Source organism: Shewanella sp. (assembly GCF_041630135.1).
Taxonomy (GTDB): domain Bacteria; phylum Pseudomonadota; class Gammaproteobacteria; order Enterobacterales; family Shewanellaceae; genus Shewanella.
Genome location: NZ_JBFKLW010000056.1, coordinates 1 through 22,641, shown reverse-complemented (window position 1 = coordinate 22,641; position 22,641 = coordinate 1). Strand labels below are relative to the sequence as shown.

Sequence of the window (22,641 nt, the reverse complement as noted above, 5' to 3'; positions counted from 1 at the left end):
ATTGACGCTGAAAAAAAGTGAATTTTGATGAGTCTGTAAATCAGCAGCTTACGTTAAAGGAAGTCAAAATTTACAAATTTATGCTTCGCCCCATGAAACTTGGCTGGTAAAAGAAGGGTCGAACTACTGTAATCAATAATAAGAGAACAACACAGGAGGGTCATGTGCGAGTATTTCCTGTTTATGCGCCCAGACTAATCGTCAAACATGTGCGGATCTTTTTGACGGGGGTTATCTGGGTGAAAGACCTGGGAAGGCTGGAGTTTGAGAAAGGAAAATTTTTATTGCCGAGGAAGAGCCTGCCTCAGGTAAAGCAGGCGATTCTGGAGCTGAATGAGCTGATTGAAGCTCAAAACCACGAGGCAAAAACCGCCTGAGGCGCTGCGTTCATTTTGTCAGTCAACCTGGTTGCTCAGCAGACCAACCAGACCGGTGATCTTATCATTCCAGGAGCCGAGCTCCTGCTTGAGTTGCTGGTTTTGCTGTGCCAGGTTGGCAGACTTCTCTTTTTCTTCTTCAAGTTCCAATTTCAGCAGTTCGATAGATTCCAGTGCTGCCTGGATTTTGGTTTCCAGCTGGGACAATAGTTCAAGGCTCATGGGAAAGGTCCTGTAAGGGTTCTGGATGGAGCCCAGATTCTAGCAGGCTCAGGGCGGCGCACCTAGTGTAAAAGCGCAATTTATACCAATTCAGCAGTAAGTTTACCCAGCTAAGATGCACCTTACAGAGCTTCTTTCGCATAGCGGTTTGTATCATCCCCAAAACAGTCACCTTCGATACCGGTGTCAGCGCTCCCGGCATCATTACCGGCCGCAGTTGTGTCTTGGTTCGGGCTTTGCAGCGGTGTAGCCAGCGGGTATGCTGAGACCCTATCCCCCACTGATTGACCGGGAAGCTGGTTTTGCTTGAATTCCTGCCACTGCTGCTCACTCTCACCCTTGCGTTGTTGCTCAGGCGCACTCTGGTCGCGCTGGGAGCCGGAGTTCTGTGCGGCGCCCTTATTCTTAATGATTTTGATCCATGGACGTCGGCCGCTTATCTTTTCTCGGGTTTTACCGGGCTTTTTTATCACCAGGCACAGTGGCAGGGGTGGCATTTGAATGTGCTGGCAGCCATGTTGCTGCTCGGAGTAATGACCAGCCTGTTGGGGCGCAGTGGTGCTGTGGAACAGTTTGGGCTTTGGTTGTCGCGGCGTATCAGTGATGGACGTCAGGCTCGCCTTGGTGTGGTGGGACTGGGATTTCTGGTGTTTATCGATGGTATTTTCAGTTGCCTTGCGGTGGGCAGTGTGGGGCGTCCGCTGGCGAAGCACTATGGTATCAGCGCTAATCGTCTTGCCTATATGGTGGATACCACAGCCTCGCCGCTATGTTCACTGGTGCCGGTAGCCAGTTGGGGGCCTTACGTGATGGCGCTGTTGGCTGGGGTAACTTTTTTACCGGTTTCGCCGCTGGAAGCTTTTCTCGGTATGGCTGTTGTTAACTTTTATGCCATTGGCGCTTTGTTGCTGGTGTTGGTGGGGACATGGCTTGATTGGGGATGGACTACCGAGGCCGAATCCGCGGGTGATGCGTCGTTGCCCAAGGACATCAGTGCATCACCCTGGCCTTTGCTGCTGCCGCTGGCAGCGCTGCTGTTGAGCTCGGTAGGTTTTACCCTGTATTCCGGCAGTCGCCTCACCACCGAATCCGGTCTCGGTGCCATGCTCACCGCGGCGGATATTGGGGCAGCCATGCGTGATGCCTCGGTATTGGCTGTGCTGGTTGCCATGGCTGGCAGCCTCTGGCGTGGTCGGGGCAAGGCGCTCGGTGCGGATGTGCTGGTGGGCGTCAGGTCAATGGCTCTGGCGGTGGGTATCTTGCTGCTGACCTGGATGATTGGTCAGCTTATCAAGGATTTGGGTGCAGGTTTCCGCATAGCTAATCTTGCCCGCGACTGGCTTTCTGCCGACTATATGTTGGCGGGTATCTTTGGCCTGTGCGCCGTTATGGCTTTTGCGACCGGCACCAGCTGGGGCACCTTTGCCATTATGATCCCTTTATGTGCGCAGGTAGCTCATACTCTGGCGCCGACGCTGTTGTTACCTGCACTGGCCGCCGTGATGGCAGGTTCGGTGTTTGGTGACCACTGCTCTCCCATCTCAGACACCTCGATTTTGAGTGCCACCGCCAGCGGTGCCAGTGTGCAAGGGCACGTGACTACTCAGCTGCCCTTCGCGCTGATGGCTGCTGCGGCGGCAATTCTGGCATTTCAGGGGCTGAACATGGGGCTGCCCCATGGGGTCGTGTTGGCGTTGATGGCCTTAACTGCTGTGACTCTGTTGTGGATGTGGCAACGGCGACTTAAAGCATCAGGTGGAGCGGAATGACCGCGTTCGGTTTTTTGTCCCGGGCGAAGTTGTTCAAATTTTTCACACGGGTGCATTAGCCCGCTGCGCACCGGCGGGATAGAATCTTATCTTTTCCAAATGTCATTCAAGGAATTCCTATGAGCATAGTTCGTATGGACACAGGCACCCGCATGAGCAGCATAGTTATCCATCAGGGTACAGTGTATCTTTGTGGTCAGGTGGCCAAAGATAAATTTGCTGACATCACCACCCAAACGCAAACCATGCTTGAAGAAGTGGATGCCCTGTTGGCTCAGGCTGGCAGCGGCCGGGAGCAATTGCTGAGTTGCACCATTTATCTTAAAGATATGCAGGACTACGATGCCATGAATGCCGTGTGGGATGCATGGGTGCCACAGGGCCATGCACCTGCCCGTGCTTGCGTGCAAGCTGCTATCGCCGAGCCCGAATACCTGGTTGAAATTTCTGTGATTGCCGCGCTCAGGGGTTGATCGGAATTCGGCCAAAGCCGGCACCTTCGATATCCGGGGTGATGGCGATAATACGGTCGAGGCGAATGGCTCTTTGTTGGGTGGCTGTGTCTATCAGCAGCCACTCGCTCTTGTCACAGCGGATTTCCGTGGTCACGGCACGGCCATGGATACACCCCTCTTCCCTGAGTTCCAGCGTTAAGGGGTAGCGGCGGATACAAGCCAGTTCCAGATAGTCATAAGCACCGCAGTCAATGCCCTGGTATGGTTGCATAATTCCTCTTTTAATCATTTTCTTAGAAATAGATTGTCGTTAAAACCATAGGTGCTGTCCGGTATTTTTCAAGCCTTTAACGAAATGATCCAACTACTTTGCAGGTCTTTGTACCTGGAATAGAGTGGTGGAGAGAACGCATGCAACGGCCAATCCTATGGTTAGTTTCCTTCCTGTTGCCAGCGCCATTATGGGCTTGGGAATTCCACGCCATCAGTCAGACATCCCATCCTGTCATTATTGAACTGTACACATCACAGGGGTGTTCCAGCTGCCCACCCGCTGAGCAATGGTTATCCGGCTTCACACAGGAGACCGGTCTCTGGCACACCTTCTTTCCGATGGCCTTTCATGTCAGCTATTGGGATTACCTCGGCTGGAAAGACTCCTATGCTCAACAAACCTTTTCCCGGCGTCAGTATGCATATTGGAATCGAAAGCACAGTAAGGGCGTCTATACACCACAGATTTTTATAGACGGCAAGGAATGGCGCGGTGGCGAGTTGCCAGTAACCAAAGCCGCTCCCCGCCTTAATTTTTCACTGGCAGACGGCGTGATCAGCGCCACATTTGACGGGGCTGCCGATGTGCTGAATCTCGCCATCGTGGGGGTGGGATTGCAAACCCGGGTGGCGCGCGGTGAAAACCGCGGCAGACTGCTGCAACATGATTTTACCGTGCTGTCCTTTTTTCAGTATGAAAATTGTTCTGATGATCCGCTGCAAAGTCAGTTCAATGCAACGCTGGCACTCGATATAGACTCCCTCAGGCGCAGAGCGCCACGATTGGCACTGGTGGTCTGGGCCGAGGCGAACCTAAGGCCATTGCAGGCGGCAGGAGGGTGGCTTACCCAATAGTATTTGTTGGTGCTGCTGTTGCGTCTCTGTTTTTAAATCATGCCAATCAATAGCGTACGCCGCACTGTTAACAGATTTTTTGTCGGCTAAGGCTTGTCTTGGCCGCATATTGTGCGTATAACGAAGCCTTGTGATACAAAAGTGTTACAAATGTAATAAAAAATAATAACAAGGTCTGAATGGCTTTTGACTGTTCCATGAGATGACCACTTTGAATATGCACAGGAGTAAGCAATGCAATCATTCTACAAACCACTGGCCGCAGCGGTAACCCTGGCTCTGTGCTCTGGCGCATATGCCGCTGATCAAGAGCGCTATATCGTTAAGTTCAAGGAAGGCAAAGGCCCAAGTGTCATGGCCCAGCTCAAGGCTCAGGGTGGCAAGATGGCGCTGGATCTGAGCAACCACAACGCTGCAGCCTTTATGCTGCCGGCTAACGCTGTTAAAGGTCTGCAACATAATCCCAACGTGGAATATGTCGAAGTAGATGCCAAGCGTTACCCTATGGCGCAGGTTGTGCCTTACGGTATTCCAATGGTGCAGGCTGATCAGCTGAGCGACAGCGCCACCTCTAACATGACCGTATGTATTATCGATTCCGGCTATGAACTGGCCCACGAAGATCTGGCCAACAACCAGGTTACCGGCACCAACGACGCCGGTACCGGCAACTGGTTCACCGATGAAAACCACCACGGTACTCACGTGGCAGGTACCATCGCTGCCCTGAATAACAACACGGGTGTTGTGGGTGTTAACCCCAACGGTAACCTGAACCTGCATATCATCAAAGTATTCAACGCCGATGGTTGGGGCTATTCTTCTTCTCTGGTCTCTGCCCTCGACAAGTGTGAGCAGGCCGGTGCCAAGGTTATCAACATGAGCCTCGGTGGCTCAGTGAAGAGCCGTTCAGAAGATCAGGCCTTCGCCGCTGCCGAAAGCCGTGGTGTACTCTCCATTGCTGCTGCCGGTAACGATGGTAACACCCGTCACTCTTACCCAGCTTCATACAACTCGGTAGTGTCTGTAGCCGCTATCGACAGCAACAAACTGGTTGCTGATTTCTCTCAAAAGACCAGCCAGGTTGAACTGTCTGGCCCTGGCGTAGGTGTGCTGTCTTCTGTGCCTATGGGCACTGCATTGGTAGCCAGCTCTAACGTGAATGGCACTGGTTATGAAGCCATTGGTATGGAAGGCTCACCCACTGGTAATGCTTCCGGCATGCTGGCTGACTGTGGTACCGGTGAAGCTACCTGTAACGCCAACGGTCAGGTGTGTCTGATTCAGCGTGGCGTTATTTCTTTCGCTGAGAAAGTGCAGGCCTGTGAAAACGGCGGCGGTGTAGCAGCCATCATCTACAACAACGTGGCTGGTCCGTTGAACGGCACCATGGGTGAAGTAGTGACCTCAATCCCTTCAGTGGGCGTGAGCGATGTAGACGGTGCAGCCATGCTGGCACAGGTTGGCACTCAGGCCAACGTCAGCATTGGCGCTGGTAACTACGCTTATTTCGACGGTACTTCCATGGCTACCCCACACGTAGCCGGTGTAGCGGCGCTGGTGTGGAGTCACTTCCCACAGTGTTCAAACACTCAAATCCGTGCCGCACTGCGTGCGACAGCTGAAGATCTGGGTGCAGCCGGTCGTGATGACTCTTATGGCTATGGTCTGGTGAAGGCCAAGGATGCGGTAGATTACCTGACTGCCAATGGCTGTGGCGGTAATGGCGGTGGCAACACCGGCGGTACCTGTAAAGGCCGTAACTGTAAATAAGCCTTAGCTCAGGCATAAAAAAGCCGGTCATTTGACCGGCTTTTTTATGCGCTTTTGGCAGCTGGTGCCATGTGCTCGTTTCGCAAATGTCATTCAATATGAAACAGGAAAGGAGTAAATATCAGCATCATATATACTGTTTAAGGTTAATAAAAAACTGTCCTGATCACCTTTGGCTATACCAAAATACTTTCTGATGGAGTTGGCAGGGTAGCTGGCAATAATCTCATCTTCGCCTCCCTTATTGAATTTCATGATGCTGTCATTTTGAGGGGTTCTGGTTAAGTAATAGAGCGTACCATCCTGAGTAAAAATGCTGCCAAAATCCTCTATCGCCAAATCCTCGATAATCTTGGTAAATTGTTTGGTTTTTAAATTAAGTCGCCAAATGCCTTTTTCATCTGTCCGTGTAACGAACAGTGCATCCTTGCCATCAGGTATCGCAAAGGTTTCGTTATTGGAGGTCAGCTGTGTCAGCCTGGCGGTATTTATATCGAATTGGTACAGGCCATAGAGATTATTGCTGATGGCAGCAAAATAAACTGCCGAGCCATCGGCTGACCAAGTGGGAAACTCGGGTGTCAGATTGCCTGTATCAATAAGAGAAAGCTGACCTTCACGCACATCCCCGATGAAGAGTCGCTGCTCATCGCCTTTTTTGAGCACTGTGGTTGCAAAATGCTTTCCGTCAGGGGAGACAGAGGCATATCTGACCATCCCGACACCCTTGGTCAGATTTGTTGAGCCTTGCTCATTTTGCAGCCAAAGATCCCAATTTGCCGACCGGTTTGACACAAACAAAATGCTTCCGTTATCGGAAGTGTATTGGCCATACAAGTCGCGATACGAGGAAAACACCCGACGAATTATCCGCTCACTGTCCAGGGCTCGTTGTACGATATATTCGCTTGACTGATGTTTGGTGACAAAAAGCTCATTGGTTTTGGTATTAAAGCTGAGTCCCGATGCTCCGCTTATTTGGTTTATCTTTGTGAGTTCAGGGCTGTTGTTATTGGTGAAATCCAATGAGTAGGTCGCAATTTTTCCGCTTTCTGAATAATTAACGAATATTTGATGATTACCCTTGCCGCGTGTAATGCCGGTAATAGATTCCTGATAATTGAGTAGCAGCTGCTCCTGACCTGTTTCCGATAGTAATACCAATTTATATTGTTGGCCTCTTTCTCTGAGCACTATGATATTTTTACTGTCAGCGGCCCAGATAGCCATGAGATCATTTGATTTTGACTCAGGAAAACTCACCTGAGTCACCTGGCTGGTAATAAAGTCATATTTAAAAAGAGAGGCAACACCGTTGACCAGTTTTGAATAAAGCAGAGCATTACCATCGGCAGACCAGTCGAGCTTCTTTTGAAATTCCACATACCAGCAGTCGGAATCAATTAATTTATCCTGAAGTGTTAAAAGCTGAATAACCCGGATATGACACTGACCTTCACTGGTAATTTGAATATAAGCCAGCGCAGTATCGTCAGGAGACCAACTTGGCAAGGTATCGCGATATTCTCCGGAGGAAATCAACCTCAACGGACTTTTAGAATCACGTAAGTCTTTTATATATAAGCCGCCATGCTTGTTTTCCTGGATCCACTGAAATGCGAGGAAGTTACCGTCGTGAGACACCGCGGGATGTTCTTCTACACCTTGAAAATTGGTGATGCTTTGCAAAGTGGCAAACTTGACAGACTCGCTTTCCGGTTCACTTTCAGGCCTCATGGGTGGGCTTGAAAAGAGATAGAGTACAGCCAGAATAAAGGTGGTCGACAGTAGTGCAACCAGCATAATCGATTGGCGTTTCAAGCCGGTATTTTGTGCTGTAGATTTCGGTAGTGGCTCAGGTTTGACTGTCAGTACATAGCCGACTTTTGGAAGAGTCTTGAATATTGCGTCGCAGTCGCCGCCAAGATCCGTAAAGGCTTTGCGGATTTGCCACATTGCATTGATGTAGCCACGTTTTCCAACGCCTTCATTGCCATCCCAGATATTCTTTATTGCTTCTTCATGCTCAACGATATGATTTTCATTGACGAGGAAAAGCTTCAAATACTCAAAAACCTTAACAGGCAGCTTTACCGATTTCTCTCCATTATCAATCGTCAGGTTTTGGCAATCGATAATAAAGTTATTTAATTTAAATCGCGTCGGAGGTGCTTCTGCCATTGGCAATCTTCAGTCAGGCGTTGAAAATGTGAAAGTCATAGTAGCACCTTAGTTCCGGCTTGATAAGCGCACGCCAGTCCGTATCTTGGCGGCTTATGTAACAAATTGAATAGCCATCTGAATGCGGTATTAAGTCAAACCGGTCCGGCTTCCTGACTGTTATAACGGGCATGTGATAGCGGCGGTTGTGACTGTTCATATGGGCAATACACATGAAAAGGGCTTCCCACGGGAAGCCCTTTTTTACTGACCCCGGCCCTGTTACTGACGGCGTCTGATAAGGCCCGCAGCACCCAGGAGCAGCATCACAAATCCCATGCTGCCACCGGAGGAGTTTTCTTTGTTGGGTTCTATGTCCACAGCAACCTGCACAGGTGCAGCTTGTTTCTGGCCATTGCTGCCCACCAATTCGAACACCACTTCATCGGCACGGCTGATGTCCGGTGCGGTAAAGGAAACCGAGGCTGTTCCGGCACCCACAATGGCTACCGAAGGCCCGGACACCTGTCGCCAGCTATAGCTCAGTTGCGGTTCGCTGATCACGGTATCCACGGCAATGGCAGTCAGTTTTACCTGCTCGCCATGTCTGGCTGAGGACTTATCCGCATGCAGACTGAACACCGGCCGTCCTTCAAACAGCACCGGCGAGCCTTCAGACACCACTGCTTCGGTATTATCGCTGGTATTCACCTCGGTACGGATAACCGGCGTGATATTCATCAGGCCTGTCACCATGGATGCATCCAACACCAGGGTAAAGGTTGTGGCTGCTGCGCCGTCTTTTTGGGTGTGTGTCCAGCTCAACAGGTTGCCCTCAAGCGTATAGTCAATGTCACCGGTAGCCATCTGCATGATGGAAAACCCGCTTGAGGCATCCGATATCAGGCTGGTCACGGACAGGCCATCTGCCAGCTCGGCAGTGAAACTATAGCTGCGATCTTCACCGCTGTTGTTGGTGGCCAGGGTGATTCTGGAGGTCAGCATATCGCCTTCCAACATAGGCTGAGCCATTTTCACATCATCGGCGCCCCTGGTGATATTCACCCGCACAGCACCAATGTTACGGTCAAGCTCGGGGGTGGTACCCAGCCAGAAAACGCCGTTATACCTGTCACCTTCGCTCATGTGCTGATCCCATTTGACACGGGTGTCCAGCTCTTCTCTGGCTGCAACCGAATCGGCCACCTCTAGTTTCATGCTGTCGTCATCGTAGGTGACATTGGTAACGGCCAGTCTTACTGTGTCATAGATGGGGGCATCGTAGACGCATTCTTTGCCCTCATCCGGCACTTGCCCGGCTTCACACAACATTTGATTGTCGGTTAAGGCCTCAGGGCCCGGTGCCCAGTTATGAACCAGGATCCAGTAGGTATCATTAACCGGGTCGACAATATCGATTTTCTCAAATGCGGTCTCGCTGGCTGACATATAACGGATAAATGGCATTTCAGACGGAATGCCTGTTGGGGAACCATCCAGGTCTACGTCAACACCCACATACAGATCCAAATCCGGTGAACTGGTGTCCAGTACCTCAACAACCAGACGCTTGCTGTCGGCCTGAATGTTCAGCGGAATAGCGTATGCAGTGTCTTCCAGGGTGATTAAATCGGGCAGGATCACGTTGTTGGTGGCATCTCTGCGAACCGTGAACTCGTGGATTTCGGCCTTGGCGATACCTGACTTGCTCACCTGAATATTGTCACTGCCAATGGTGACTATTCCCTTAACTGCAGCGGAGTCTTGGTCGCGTCCGGCGGTAATGTCCACATGTTCAGGTGCGACACCCGCAATGAAGTTAATGGACACAGGCAGGGTCTGTACCGGAATTGACTCATCGTCCGGCGTCAGCACAACCCGGGCATCCACCCATTCCTTCGCCAAAGCGGAATTGGCCTCGGCAACGAAGTTAAGTGTGACTTCTTCACCCTGACTGAGGCTGAATGACATTTGATCGGCAGTGAGCGTGAACCCTTCATCGAGGTTTTCGACGCTGACATTCCAGCTGCCATCTTTCACTGCCTTAAAGGTTCGCGTCCAGGAGCATTCAATCAAACATTTACCTTTCGAGAGGCTGGGTATATTCATCTGGCTCGGTTCACCGTGCCAACCGGGAATGTCTTTTTGGGCCCATTCCGGTGCAAAAGGATCGGCCGCCAGATACCCCTCTCTGGTTTCGTTCATCACCAGTCCGGCTTCAATGGCGAGATTGACCCTGGCGCTGCCAGCGCCTGTGGCGTGATTGTTGGCCCGGACAAGTTCAAATACCGCCGCACCATTTTCGTCACGTACCAGATTGCCATCAGCATCAAACTGGTATTGCTTCTCACTGACTGACGTCACGGCTGTGGTCATCAAAGCCGACTGCATTTCCGCCGGCGTCCAGTCTGGATGAGCTGCCTTCATCAGCAGGTACATGCCAGCAACATGGGGTGAAGCCATTGAAGTACCGGACATTTGCATATAATCGCCGGGCTGCTTTTCCATGTCGGTGAGCAGGGTCGAATGCATGTTGGTGCCGATGTTGCTGGCGTAAATGTCTACACCGGGTGCGCCCAAATCAGGCACCAGATAGTCTTGGTTAACATAGTCGGGACCACGGGAGGTGAACTGTGCGGCAATATCTGCCAGTTCCGGGTTATTGTTAAACTCAGAGTCACCCAGAATGCTGACCATGTGGCCATCACCGGTGCTCAGCCAATCCAGCAATGCATCACCATCGGCCTTGCTAAGGTGGATCGCGGGAATGCCGTGGAAATCGCCAACCTGGTTATCCGCGCTATCGTCAGAGTTAATCAGTATCAGGCCCGCCGCGCCGGCGTATTTGGCCGCAATACTCTTGTTTAGGCGTGACAATGGCACACCGTCATATTCGCCACCACGGCGGCAAACCACTACCTTGCCCACCACATTGTTGGCCTGGTAAGTCGCAGGCAAAGCACCGTTGCCGTAGGCGCTGGCGTAGCAATAACCCGGGCCGCCCTGCATTTCCTGGTAATAGGCACTTTCAACATCACCGGCATAAACAATTTCAGTTGCTGTTTCCAGTGCCAGCGTTCTGCCTTTGCCGGTCATCTCACCTAATGGAGTGTCACCACCGGAGAATACCGCGGTTTTTTCTTCGCTGTAATCGCGACCATGGCTCAATGCGGCCACCGTGGTAACCCAGGGCGAATTGCCGGGAGAACCAACGGTTTGGGCTTCTGGACCACTGTTACCGGCGGCAACGGCTACATGTACGCCTGCTTCACGGGCACTGAGAAATGCCAGTGCATCTGCAGACTGCCAGGGGGAGCTTGGGCTGCCACCAACAGAATAATTGATGACATCGACGTTGTTCTCAATGGCGTGTTCAATGGCGCGGATGGCCATAGAATCGGAACAGCCATAGTTGGGTACGCAGGTGCGGTAGGCAATGATGTTGGCATGGGGCGCCACACCACTGACGGTGATATTGAACATGGAGTTGGTGCTTTCCCAACGGGGTTTTTCTGCCGAGCCACCCACCTGAGTCACAGCGTAAGGCACATTATGCACCACATTACCCGCCGCGGTGGCGGCAACATGAGTACCGTGACCCTGATCGTCCTGCCCCGTGTTATAACGCCAGTCGTAATTGGGCACGGCTATTTTGTAGCTGTCAAACGAGACAACGCCTACCAGTTTGTCGTTACACCAAACCGGGTTTTCTTCACAGTCGCCAAAATAGACTCCCTCACCATAGGGGTTGGTGTGGTCATAGCCATCGCCGCCGATATCGGCAAAAGCTGGGTTAAAGTCATTGGCGATCGGTGGTCTCCAGGAAAAGAATCTCTTTTTGTAAGAGGCTATCCCTGTATCTATCACGCCCACTACCAGACCTTCACCTCGAGATTTGCCGTCGAGTTGTGGGTTGTTCCATACCTGCGGGGCGCCCACGTGGGTTGGGCCAACATCCGTCAACAGTTGTTTGAACGAATCCTTTTGCACCGCCAGTACACCGGGCAGTTTTCGCAGGGAAACAGCTTCAGCATCAGATAACTCCATGACCAGTGCATTAAGCGCTATGGTATGTGAGGCCTGAACCGGCACCTCGCGCTTAAGGGTGGATTTGATATTGCCAAATACCTTGTTCTGTTGGTTAACCAGATAGTTGGTATAGGTGATGGATTTACTGCTGTGAATGTCCAGCTTCCCTTTGGCGTTCACATTGGTGTTTTTTGATGCCTTGACATTGGTGGCCGCCAGCCCCCGGATCCCACCCTGATACAGCGCCAGTGGCTCATCTTTTAAAATAACGAAGTATTTGTTTCCCAAACTGGCTTCGGCAGACTTCTTGTTGAGTAATTGGTTCTTGGCGGTCGCCGCGTAGCTTGCCTGGAGCTTTTGGGGCTGATTGGCATGCACGGTCAGCGCCAGTGCAGACAAGGGCAGCGCCATTGCAATCTTGGATAATTTAAAATTCACAATTCATTCCTCAGCTAAGAGGCGCCGGGCGCCTCTTTAAATTCGTTACTTGCGCGCTCTGCGGGCAAACAGGCCAAAAGCTGCTATCAAAGACATCAGCAGGCCGAAGCTGCCGCCGGCTGAGTCTGAGCCGCTTTCCACTATGGGTGTGGGTTCGGTTGAAACAGGTGTCTCGACCGGTGCGGATGAACTCATGGGGGCAATAGAGAAATCGATGCTGGTCTGCACCTGATTAATGCCATCGGTAACCGTAATACCGGCGCTGAAGGTGCCTGATACGGCAGGCGCACCATGGATTTCTCCGCCACGACTGATGCTCAGTCCCTCTGGCAAGCCAGCAGAGATAAAGGCAATGCCGTCACCTTCGACATCGATAAAGGCGGCAGCGATATTGACACTGAGGTCGCTGCCCTCAACGCCTTCAATCATCGCCAGCGGTGCAATCTGGCTCGGTGCCACATCGTTGCTGTTGGTCACGTTAATCACTACATCAACCAGTTCTGTGTCGCGGTTAATGTGGTCTACCTGAACCTGCAGCACATAGGACTTATTGAGTGACTCATAATCCAGTGCTGCGCTGTTGATGACGGTGATTTCGCCGGATGTCGATACGGCGAACGGTGTGCCGGGCAGGGCGCTGAGCAGGAACATCTGTGCATTGTTCAGATCGTCAGAGGCGAAAAATCTGGGCGATACGATGTCGATCTGGCCCACCAGGGTGCCATTGGCGGCATCTTCGTACACGCTGAAGCTTTGCCCCGGCAGTGCGGTCACATCTGTGGTGCCTACCGAGGGAAATTTTTTGATGCTGTTGTTATCCAGTTCAAAAATGGCCACACCGGGAGGGCAGTCCTTATCGATAATCCAATTCCCGAAGGACACGACATTCGGATCGCACTGGGCTGTCATGGCCGCCGCAACTCGGGCTGCTTTACCGGGCGGGATCCGGGTGATGGGTGACCATGGCAGGGAGAATTCATCAACCGTTTTGGGGTCTGCGCCATCGGGCAACAGCGCCGAGGCTGCCGAGCTGGCCAGGAATTTCACCGACTGCTCGATACAGTAATTGGGATCCCACTCCTGAGCCTGGCAGTTGAAATCCCACCAATAGGGGTAACCATCTTCACCCGTGTGGTCGATGATTTCTTCTGTGTAGAAGCCGTTGAGCACCGGGTTAAAACGCAGCATATGCTCATCGATATTCGATACGGCGTCACGATCGGTTCCGAACTGCCAGCCGAGCTTTTGATCCCAGCTGCTCAGATCCGGATAGGCATCGCGGTACAGCGCATCCATACAAAGGTTGGCCACAGCAACTTTACCACCGGGCGCCACCTGAGTTTCCAGGCTGGATTGTTTAACCCGGGCCCAGCGGTTCCAGGGGTCAAAAGGCATGGACAGGTCGAGGTAGCTGGTGACGGGTTTGCCATCGGCATCCAGCCCTATTTCAACATAAGCCAACATGTCGCTGTCCTGAGCGAGCTGTTCGGCCTGAACAGGGTCGTCGCCTTCAGCGTTGGCAAAGGCTTCACTGTAGATACGGAAATGGGCCAGCAAGGCGTGTCGGTCAAAGTGCTCTGCCATGACCAATTCGAAAGGGTCGAACATTTCAACACTGACCGCCAGGGCTTTTCCGGAAGAACAGGACTGGGTATCAATGTCATAAACGGTTGCACCGAGCGACTTGATGATATGCCCCTGCAGCTTGTCCTTGTTTTCCGCGCGTTGATACTTGTTGTGCATCAGCGGCATGGTGATAAGGGTCCGCTCATGATCAGTGGTGTTGGTGATATCGATTTTGGATGATTCTATCCAATAGCCTGAGTTGTAAACTTTTTGCTTAAAATCCTCCGACTGATAGGTCATATCGCCGCTGGAGGTAGCGTTGGCTTTTTCAAAGGGGGTTGCCTTTTTGGGCAGCACCAGCCAGGCCATTTTTAACAGCGAGTCATCGGCTTCGGCATTCACGTTGGTGAACGTCAGGTAGCCGTTAACCGAGGCTTCGGCCCATTTTTCAATGGTGTAGTCGCTGGTTTTGGTCACCGGGAATGGAGACAGCAATTTGTCGTTCACCGTCAGGGTGACCGGGAAGGTAATGGCGCTGTGGGCCGGAACGCTGATTGATTTTGGAAAAATCAGCTCCACAGCCTGGTTATTGGCCTTTTCACCGTTTTTCACGGTTGCCAGATCATAAGTCTGGGGTTCGTCGGTCAGGTTTTTGATGGTGATATTACGGGTTTGGCTGACAGTGCTGGCCGCTTCAACAAAACCAAATGCCAGGCTGGGTTGGTTGGAGCCGGTTTCCCAGAGTATGGATTTAGCCTTATCGATATTGCTGGCACTGACCAGGCCGGCACCAATGAAGGGAACTTCAGCCACCTTGGTGACATCAACAGTCATCCCCTGAGTGGTAACAGTCTCTTTAATGCCGGCAATGCCATCCGCGTTGGCGGTGTTGGCAACCAGTGCCTTCACTTCAAGAGCACTCAGACTGGGTTCCCTGTGCCAGACCCGGGCCGCCACACCTGCCGCATTGGCAGCAGCATAGGCTGACGTTTGCGCCAGTTTGCCGCTTTGATTGCCTGTGCCGGCCAGGGCGCTGTCAAAGCCTTCTGCCAGTGCTATTACATCCGGTTTGAGCATGGTATCGCCGCGGGTTGGGCCAGCCGGGGAATAAGCCGCCAGATACAGGGCGTCGTTATCCATTCTGGCAGAGCCAACAGTAAGGGCTTCCGGGGTGGCACCAAGGGGGGCGAGGCTGTAGTAGCTGTCAAAATAAAAGGTGCCGGCAGGAGCCACGATCAGCGACCCCAGTGCGGCCAGACGGCGCATATGGTCGATTTGCCGGGTTTGATACGAGGTTCCCGTGCCCTTGCTCTGATAAAAGGAGCCGAAACCATATGAATTGATAAGCACAATATCGGGACGATCACTGAAGTCACCATCCTGATTGGGATCTACCACCACATCTAGGGTGCTGTAGAAATAGTTCCAATCGTAATCCAAAGTCTTGTAGGCCAGTATTTTGGCATTGGGTGCCTGCTTTAGCACCAGTGCTGCCTGCGCTGTACCGGATGGATAGTGATACTCGTGATCCGTGGCTATCTCATCCTTGCTGTTTTCAATGGGGTTGTAGTCGATGGTGTGGTACCACTCGTAATCGGCTGAAAAATCCAGACCCCCGATGACGGTTTCAGTGGGAAAGCCATCCCAGGCATTACGGTTATTTTTCCATGCCTGTTCATAGGCTTCTGGGGTGCCGACGCCACCCAGATCCTTGTGGGTGTAGTCAACGCCATTGCCGACGACGGCGACAGTTACATTGTCGCCCGGGTCATTAATCTTCAGGAACGGAAAGCGCCTGAATTCATCTTCCTGAGTCAGATTTGGCTGGGATGCGGTTTCAATGATTGAGGCCACATCGTCGTTGTTCTTTAAGGCCTCGGCCGCTGCATGTGTTATTTGCACGTGCAGTGAGTTGTCCACCAGACGTACCTTCTGGAAGATAACCGCGTCGCCGTCCAGTGCCTTGATGGCGGCAATGACGTTGTTTTGCTGGGCATCAATTTTGGTGACCACCGAACTGCGGTTATTGCCCAGAGCGGCATAACTCTGATCAAGCGCACTTTTTTCTGACAACTGCAGAATGTATATGCCCTTGAGCTCATTGGTTCTGGTAAAGGATGCCATGGCATCATGTTGGGCAGCGGTGCTTTGCTGCTGATTTCCACCAATAACTGACAATGCATCAGTATTGACAGGTAAACGGGCTTGCGCGGGGCATGCCAGTATCGCGGAAATCAACAATGCGACCGGAGATGATTTGAAAACCATTTTAGCCTCGTGAGTTGTTTTTGTTCTTGCTGAGAACCCATGAAAATGCGCTGACGTTTATTGGAGGTGTCTTGGACTGCCACATTTAAATAGGCGTTAACAGCTTTCTAAAGACCCTGAGACAGGATCGCAACCAAGGCGGGGTTTATTATCTATTGATTGTTCATCAAATATTTATCATTCGATATCAATTAAATATCAATTCTTTTTAAATACAGATACATACAAAGTGTGCGCAACAGGCTTTTCAATTTGTTTCCACCTGTGCCGGCAGGGCATTTTTCCCTTGTTTTTGTTAACCGAATTAACTCGTAATTAACATTGGTTGCCGTGATTCGATCAATATTGAGCCCATTCGGGTAACTCTATTGTTGAAAGGAAATATCAGTGCGGCAGCGACATGGGTATGATCAGGGAGGCAATTTCCCCGGAAGGAATATGCCAATGAAAAAGACCGGCGCAGCCGGTCTTTGCTTTTTTGGATACTTTCTTACATCGGGCAATGTTTCTGCCGCGGGTGCATTCCTTTACAGGTTGCGCTCGCGGGGATGCTCATTGTGGCGCTCCCGCTGGGGCTGTGCCCGTTCGCGGGGTTGATGTTCCCTTTGCAGCCGCTCCCGTGGCTCGGCCTGTTGCCTTGGTTCAGTGCGCTGACGTTCACGCTGGATCTGTGGCGATGGCTCGGGACGCACATCAGGCTGGCGCTCACGGGGTTGATATTCCCGGGACTCAGGGGCGCGCTGCGGGGGCTGACCGCGCTGCTCGCTGCGGTCCCGGCTCTGCTGATGTTCACGTTGCTGGTCATGCTTCTCGAATCCGCGCTGGCGGCTGTCTGCACGCTCACGGCTGTCTATGCGCTCACGGGATTGATGCCCCACTTCCCGTTCGCGGGAGCTATTGCCCACCTCCCGTTCACGGGAGTTATTGCCATTGTTTTCAAAGCGGCGCTCGCTGTTGTTCATACGGGCCTTGAAATCCTGTTCGCGGCTTTGGCTGAGCTCACGAGAGCGGACCTGTGGGTAGTGCTGCTGCGATACAACGCGGCTGTACTCATCATGGCGTTTGTGGTCGCGCTCAATCCGGCTGGGGGTGCTTACATTAAAACGCTGGCGGACATCGGCGCTGCGGTAAGCCACGCCGCGGCGATGGCCCGGGTCATGACGCCAGCGCTGGGCACCGTGGCTGATGGCGTATCTGGGCTCGGGCGGGCGACGATAGTGATGGTGGTGATGCACTATCACGTGTCTGTCGTACCAATGGAAATTGGAGAAGTAAAAGTTAAACGAAATACTCACGCCTGAGTGCCAGCCAAAATGACGATGGTAGCTCACGTAGCCGGGGAAGGGCGCCCAGTAAACCGGAGGGTAACGATGCCAGCGCCAGTGACCATAGACAACGCGTGGGTCGTAATAGGGCACATAGATGATTTCGGGGCTGGGTGACTCGATAATGATTTGCGTCGGCTGGCGTTTCACCACCAGATTATCGCCACCATCGAGATTACCCGCGCGGTCAGCCTCGCGGCGCAGCATCTGTATGCTGTCCAGCACAGCTTCTTCATCGGCAAGGAAGGCATCCCCGAGATCCGCCGTCCAGTTCAGGTCATCACTCATGCGCTCCAGCACGTTGGGGAAGGCAATCAGCGCGGTGACGCTGGGGTCCCAGCCCTGCTTCTCGGCCTTATCCATCAGCTTTTTGTCGCCAAGCTTGCGATTTTTCTCGCGCCAGCGGCTTGCTTCCACGACTTCCAGCGGATAGCTGGAGGCAATCAGGATATGGGTCAGCAGGGTATCGGGGTAAAGGGCAATGGGCGCCAGCAGCCGTGCCAGCTCAGCTTCGCTGAAGCGCTCGGCGCGGATACCGACGCTGTATTCACTCGGCTCTGCCTGAGCAGCCACCGAAGTGCAGCCGGAAAACAGGGGCAAACACATCAGGGCCGACACAAGTTGTATTCTGATAGACCTGTTCATAGGGCCTCCTTGATTGTTCCATACCGGCACCACGCCAGTTTGATAACAGGCTACATGGCCGAAGATGAACGAAGGCTGAAGGGTGAAAACGGCCGCAAGGCAAACGACAGAAACTGTTCTGTCGTTTGCTTATCTAAAATGAGTTTTGAGCCGAAGGGCCTCAGGCCCGCCACGCAGAAATTATCTTCGCGCAGCAGGCACCTTTGGTGAGGAATGGCGATTGGGGCAAGTTGTGGAAGGAGTGGCTATCGCTGTTCTTTTTCGAGCAGTTCCGTCAGGCCCACCAAGGCAGCAAACAGCACTGCGCTGACTGGCCAAATAATCCAGGTAACGCCCCAATTCATGGTCCACAGACTCCATCCAAGAAAGACGGCGGTGACAAACGGCCAGTAAAACCCCGCCAGCTTTTTTGCTTTCTCGCTTCGTCTTGCTTTCGCGGTTTTGTTCAGGCTATCCCTGAGGATGGCACTATAAGCATCTAGCCTTGCTGACACTGGGATCACCAGGTACAAGCCTGCCGCTATCATCAGTATCAGCACCATCAGCATCATGAATATGGTCTCGGCTCCCGGATAGAAAAGGCTGCCCAGCATGAGCGGAATAAAACTGCCAACGAAAAAGAAAATTCCCAGTGACAATCGTCGATGATATCCGGGTGTAAAGTGATTCAGCTTTTCTTGAAAGGCACTGTGGACGCCATAGCTGAGTTCAAATTGCTCGTGATCTATGGTGGCAGTATCGGTTTCAAATTGACTTGTCTTGATTAAATAACTGATACCCAGGCACACCAGTATCAGTATGCCTACAATTCCGCAGGCAGCCGCCAGGTTATTGGTCATACCCAGCCGCTGTGTCGCCGCCATAGCCAAGAAAAAGAATAATGGAATAACCGAGCACACACAGAGTAGAACCCCTTTGACGGTGAGTTCAGCCGCACTTTTCTTACACTCAAGATAGTGATTGGCTTGCTCCATGGTGATCAGTGTGACGTCCGGCAGCTCACTGGCTTTGCCGGTGTCAAAACTGTCTATCTCATCCTTTAACAGGTAGTCGGTCGAGACATTAAACAAGTTTGCCAAGAGGATAACTTTGTTGAGATCAGGGATGCTGTTGGCGCTCTCCCACTTGGATACGGATTGCCTGGAAACGCCCATCCTGTCCGCCAACTCCTCCTGCGACCAGTTGGCCAGCTTACGTAAATTCACTATCTTGTCTGCCAGTATCATTGCGCCTGTTCCTTGCTGCTTTAAGATGCAGTCATCTTAGAAATTCACTGGGTTGCCAACCACCAATCCGGCTTGCCATTTTGTCAACTGACAGTTGCAATTACCATAAAACATAGCATTTTAAATCACTTATCCAATGTATTTGTGCGCAAGTCATTGCTGCTCTGTGGCTCGGGCGAAAGTCTGTCCCTGAGCGGAATTGGCAGCTCAAGCTTGTGGGTGCCCTCTGTGTTTTTGCTCATTAACCGCTCTCACAGGTGTTATTCGGTTTGAGCGAAACCGCTCAAAGAGAATTTCAGCCGCTCGTATAAGTATTGCCCAAGAGCTTTTAGTGTCCCGTTAGCATGGCTTCATCAAAACAAACACAGGAGTAAAGCCATGAAACTCATTGCCAGCCGTAGCATCAGCAATACGCAACATCCTCAACGTCACCAATGGGGGATAACTAAAATGCGACCTTCAGTCTCGGTGGTGTTGCTGCGGCCACATTGAGCGGGTCTGGTTTGGGGGCGTGTTCGGTCGTGTCGGACGCTCTTGTTGACCGTATTCAGATAGGTACTTATTGCCCAAGAGATTTGTTTACGGTACGCTCGTTAAACTTGTTACTGACAAGGCCTTTTAACCCTAAGATGATGAATTACAGTGGTTATTAAGCACGCGGTAAACGGTACCACCATGTAGATCAGGGAAGAACCGCTGAGCTATGCCTTCACAGGCAAGGCCAGCAAAGCAGGGACAGCGCCAGCCAAGCCTTAGCGACGCAAGCGCCAGTTAGGCAAAAGCCAATCGCCCGCCCTTCAGCTTTTCCCTCATCACACAAAACATGAACCAGCCCAAGGTTTGATTCAGCCTAAGCTGCTAACTTGCTGTTGTTTTAGTTGGATTTTTTACAAACGGCTTTTAACCCAAGCCAGTCGGTCAGGACGCGCTAAGGCTGCGAGTGCCGGTGCGGTAGCCGTCCCGAAATTTGGTGTTTAGCGCCAACACTCGGCGGTTTGCCAAACTTCGTTTGGCGAAAATCGTGGGTCGCCGACCCACACCCGGGGAAAGGGGACCGTTTCGACAGGCCCCCTTGTCCAATCCCCCTGCGACCCGCCACGAAGCGGACGACTCCTTGGGCATTTGGTGTCCTATAGCTATCGCGTCAGACGCTCATCCCTGATTCGACTGACGCTGCCTCGGTATCCATACCTCGGCCACGCAACGGACACCAATACCCCGCGGCCGCTTCAAGCGGGAGCGGCAAAACCTTCGGCAAATGAGTCTGCGGAAAGAGTTGTGGGTGTCCGCACTTTTCGACGTCTTTTGGGAAAAATTGTGGGTGACCTTGTTTTGCTTAGTCTGTCAGGTCGCCGATGATTGGGTTTAATTAACTCCGACCCCTTTATCGCTCAAACAAGAAAATAAAAGGTGGGAATTTATTGGTTGTAAGGCACCGCAAGACATTCGCGATAAATATGTTGGCAAAGTAATATCAAAATCAAGAATCTATGGTAGTCCATTTGTTGAGGTCGGTCGCTAATAAAAATTTAAAACTGGACGTCGCTCAGTGCCGCCATTTAAATCGAATTTAGAACCTTTAATGAGGTGGTAATATAATATGAAGATTGCTAGATATATTCAACTCCCTCAGTTTGTATACATGCTATCCGAAGGTCTCTTTATACCAAAAACATCTCTGTTTGAAGATGAGCTTGAAGGTTTGGCTTCAGTAATTTTTAATCGATATGATGAAGGTCCAGCACCCAAAATGGAGAATGATTGGGCTAAGGAGTGGATCTATACGAGTTGTTGGTATAAGTCTACTGAAGAATCAATGGCGATGTGGAACCTATATGGGACGAATAATGAGTCACTTATGGTTCAGTCTACAACTGATAAATTGGCCTCCGCACTAAGTTCTTCAAAAAAATACAAGTCCTATCCTGCTAGGCTAAATTTTGTTTCCTATTTCGAAGCAGCGGAATATCCCAGACCACTTTATAAGAAAGATGTACATTCACGCTCTGCTGCACCATGCCAGCATTTGTATAATCAGAAATTGGATGATTTTTTCTACAAACATCCATCTTATAGGCATGAACAGGAAGTCCGCCTTTGCATAATTGAAAAATCTGCTGAATCACCTTATGAGAAAAATAAAATAGCGGGCGTGGTTCTTCCAATTCAAAACGATTTTATCGAGTCTGTTGTTTTTGCCCCAAATGCTACGGGCTGGTTTAAGGATATCGTGAAAGAACTGATGAGAAAATATGACATTGATGCGGAAATTAAAGGCTCAGAGCTTGATTGGCATAAAGAAATATTTAGCCCGAATACGATCATGTTCTAACAAGTACGGTTTGGGGGGGGCGTGACATCATCCCAACCGAAAACGTTTTAGAATAGTCAGGAAATGCATAGAACTTCACTTGCAGATTGCACTGCTTCTGATCTCCAATCGATTAAAAGGTGAGGGCAGTCGGAAGAGTGAAGGCAGGTACAGCTCTTTTTTTGCCTAACTTAGTTAAAATTAAGGATATTAAATTGAATAACGTTACATCCAAACCAATATTGGGTATTTCTTCATTGATAATAGTTCTTTTTTTTCCGCTGTTAAGTGTTGTCTATAATGTAACCGGAGTAGCTTTTTTTGAAATATCAGAGTTAGCAATATTTTTCGGTTGGTTTTATATTGGTACTGGCCTTGCTATCGCAAGTTTGATTAAGGAAAAATCGAAAAAGACACACCTAATCATGCCAGTTATAACTCTTGTAATCTCTGCGTTTATGATGTTGGTGCAATTGGATTCATAGGCACTATAAGAGTCAGAAACGATATAGAGTCAGGTCAGCAATAACACTTCACGCGCAGATTGCACCGTACCTCAATCCCGTTCGAAGCGACCGAGGGTGTTGCTGAAAATGGCGTAGCGAGGCATGGGAACGAATAACAAAGACACCCATAATTGTTGGTAGCTTCCCCGAGGCTTGACTAGGCTTTACGAATAACAAAGACACCCATAATTGTTGGTAGCTTCCCCGAGGCTTGACTAGGCTTTAAACAAGCCAGTGTCAGGAAGCGGGGAGATGGGTGATGCCACGGCCAAGGTATACTCAGGTTAGTCTGGAAGACACGCCTTTCTATCACTGCATCAGTCGCTGCGTGCGGCGGGCATTTTTGTGCGGCGTGGACGATTACAGCGGCAAAAGCTATGAACATCGGCGGGATTGGGTCGAGTCCCGTTTGCTGGAGCTTGGTGCTGTGTTTGCGATTGACC

Annotated in this window: 14 protein-coding genes and 1 pseudogene; 8 read left to right on the top strand and 7 right to left on the bottom strand. The window is 51.2% G+C overall.

The annotated features are described in order from the left end of the window. Positions 1-164 precede the first annotated feature (164 nt). Positions 165-377, top strand: coding sequence for a DUF1107 domain-containing protein (locus ABYK60_RS14280; protein ID WP_372872694.1), 213 nt, complete (start codon positions 165-167; stop codon positions 375-377). Between the two features lie 18 nt (positions 378-395). Here the strand turns inward: ABYK60_RS14280 and ABYK60_RS14275 are convergent, their stop codons facing one another. Then, entirely contained in the window at positions 396-599 is a 204-nt protein-coding gene (locus ABYK60_RS14275; protein WP_372872693.1) for a cell division protein ZapB, read from the bottom strand. Positions 600-901: 302 nt separating this feature from the next. Here ABYK60_RS14275 and ABYK60_RS14270 point away from each other — a divergent pair, with 302 nt between their 5' ends. Both ABYK60_RS14270 and ABYK60_RS14265 read left to right on the top strand, forming a co-directional pair. Then, a complete protein-coding gene (locus ABYK60_RS14270) occupies positions 902-2,368 on the top strand; it encodes a Na+/H+ antiporter NhaC family protein (protein ID WP_372872692.1) in 1,467 nt (488 codons plus the stop codon). A 119-nt stretch (positions 2,369-2,487) separates the two neighbouring features. Then, entirely contained in the window at positions 2,488-2,841 is a 354-nt protein-coding gene (locus ABYK60_RS14265; RefSeq protein ID WP_372872691.1) for a RidA family protein, read from the top strand. Here ABYK60_RS14265 and ABYK60_RS14260 read toward each other — a convergent pair. Then, on the bottom strand, positions 2,831-3,094 hold the full coding sequence (locus ABYK60_RS14260; protein WP_372872690.1) for a Rho-binding antiterminator: 264 nt from the start codon (positions 3,092-3,094) through the stop codon (positions 2,831-2,833). The two genes, ABYK60_RS14265 and ABYK60_RS14260, sit on opposite strands and share 11 nt — an antisense overlap. Before the next feature lie 140 nt (positions 3,095-3,234). On the opposite strand from ABYK60_RS14260, the gene ABYK60_RS14255 reads away from it, so the two are divergent. Together ABYK60_RS14255 and ABYK60_RS14250 are read left to right on the top strand one after the other, a co-directional pair. Further along, positions 3,235-3,951 (top strand): DUF1223 domain-containing protein, encoded by a 717-nt coding sequence (locus ABYK60_RS14255; protein WP_372872689.1) that lies wholly within the window; start codon positions 3,235-3,237, stop codon positions 3,949-3,951. Positions 3,952-4,185: 234 nt separating this feature from the next. Next, positions 4,186-5,724: a S8 family serine peptidase gene (locus ABYK60_RS14250; RefSeq protein ID WP_372872688.1), complete on the top strand. Its 1,539-nt coding sequence runs from the start codon at positions 4,186-4,188 to the stop codon at positions 5,722-5,724. Between the two features lie 93 nt (positions 5,725-5,817). Here ABYK60_RS14250 and ABYK60_RS14245 read toward each other — a convergent pair whose 3' ends face one another. From ABYK60_RS14245 to ABYK60_RS14225, 5 genes are all read right to left on the bottom strand, one after another. Then, entirely contained in the window at positions 5,818-7,905 is a 2,088-nt protein-coding gene (locus ABYK60_RS14245; protein WP_372872687.1) for a hypothetical protein, read from the bottom strand. 261 nt (positions 7,906-8,166) lie between these two features. Beyond that, a complete protein-coding gene (locus ABYK60_RS14240) occupies positions 8,167-12,351 on the bottom strand; it encodes a S8 family serine peptidase (RefSeq protein WP_372872686.1) in 4,185 nt (1,394 codons plus the stop codon). Between the two features lie 45 nt (positions 12,352-12,396). Continuing rightward, positions 12,397-16,185, bottom strand: a complete 3,789-nt coding sequence (locus ABYK60_RS14235) for a S8 family serine peptidase (RefSeq protein WP_372872685.1) — start codon at positions 16,183-16,185, stop codon at positions 12,397-12,399. 527 nt (positions 16,186-16,712) lie between these two features. Then, positions 16,713-18,155, bottom strand: coding sequence for a DUF3300 domain-containing protein (locus tag ABYK60_RS14230; RefSeq protein WP_372872684.1), 1,443 nt, complete (start codon positions 18,153-18,155; stop codon positions 16,713-16,715). 245 nt (positions 18,156-18,400) lie between these two features. Beyond that, complete coding sequence (locus tag ABYK60_RS14225; RefSeq protein WP_372872683.1) at positions 18,401-19,381, bottom strand: helix-turn-helix domain-containing protein; 981 nt, start codon at positions 19,379-19,381, stop codon at positions 18,401-18,403. A 1,600-nt stretch (positions 19,382-20,981) separates the two neighbouring features. Here ABYK60_RS14225 and ABYK60_RS14220 point away from each other — a divergent pair. The 3 genes and pseudogenes from ABYK60_RS14220 to ABYK60_RS14210 all read left to right on the top strand — a co-directional run. Beyond that, entirely contained in the window at positions 20,982-21,713 is a 732-nt protein-coding gene (locus ABYK60_RS14220) for a DUF2971 domain-containing protein (RefSeq protein ID WP_372872682.1), read from the top strand. A 137-nt stretch (positions 21,714-21,850) separates the two neighbouring features. Next, on the top strand, positions 21,851-22,177 hold the full coding sequence (locus ABYK60_RS14215) for a hypothetical protein (RefSeq protein WP_372872681.1): 327 nt from the start codon (positions 21,851-21,853) through the stop codon (positions 22,175-22,177). A gap of 280 nt (positions 22,178-22,457) precedes the next feature. Further along, positions 22,458-22,641: pseudogene (locus tag ABYK60_RS14210) on the top strand (transposase); the annotation flags it as partial.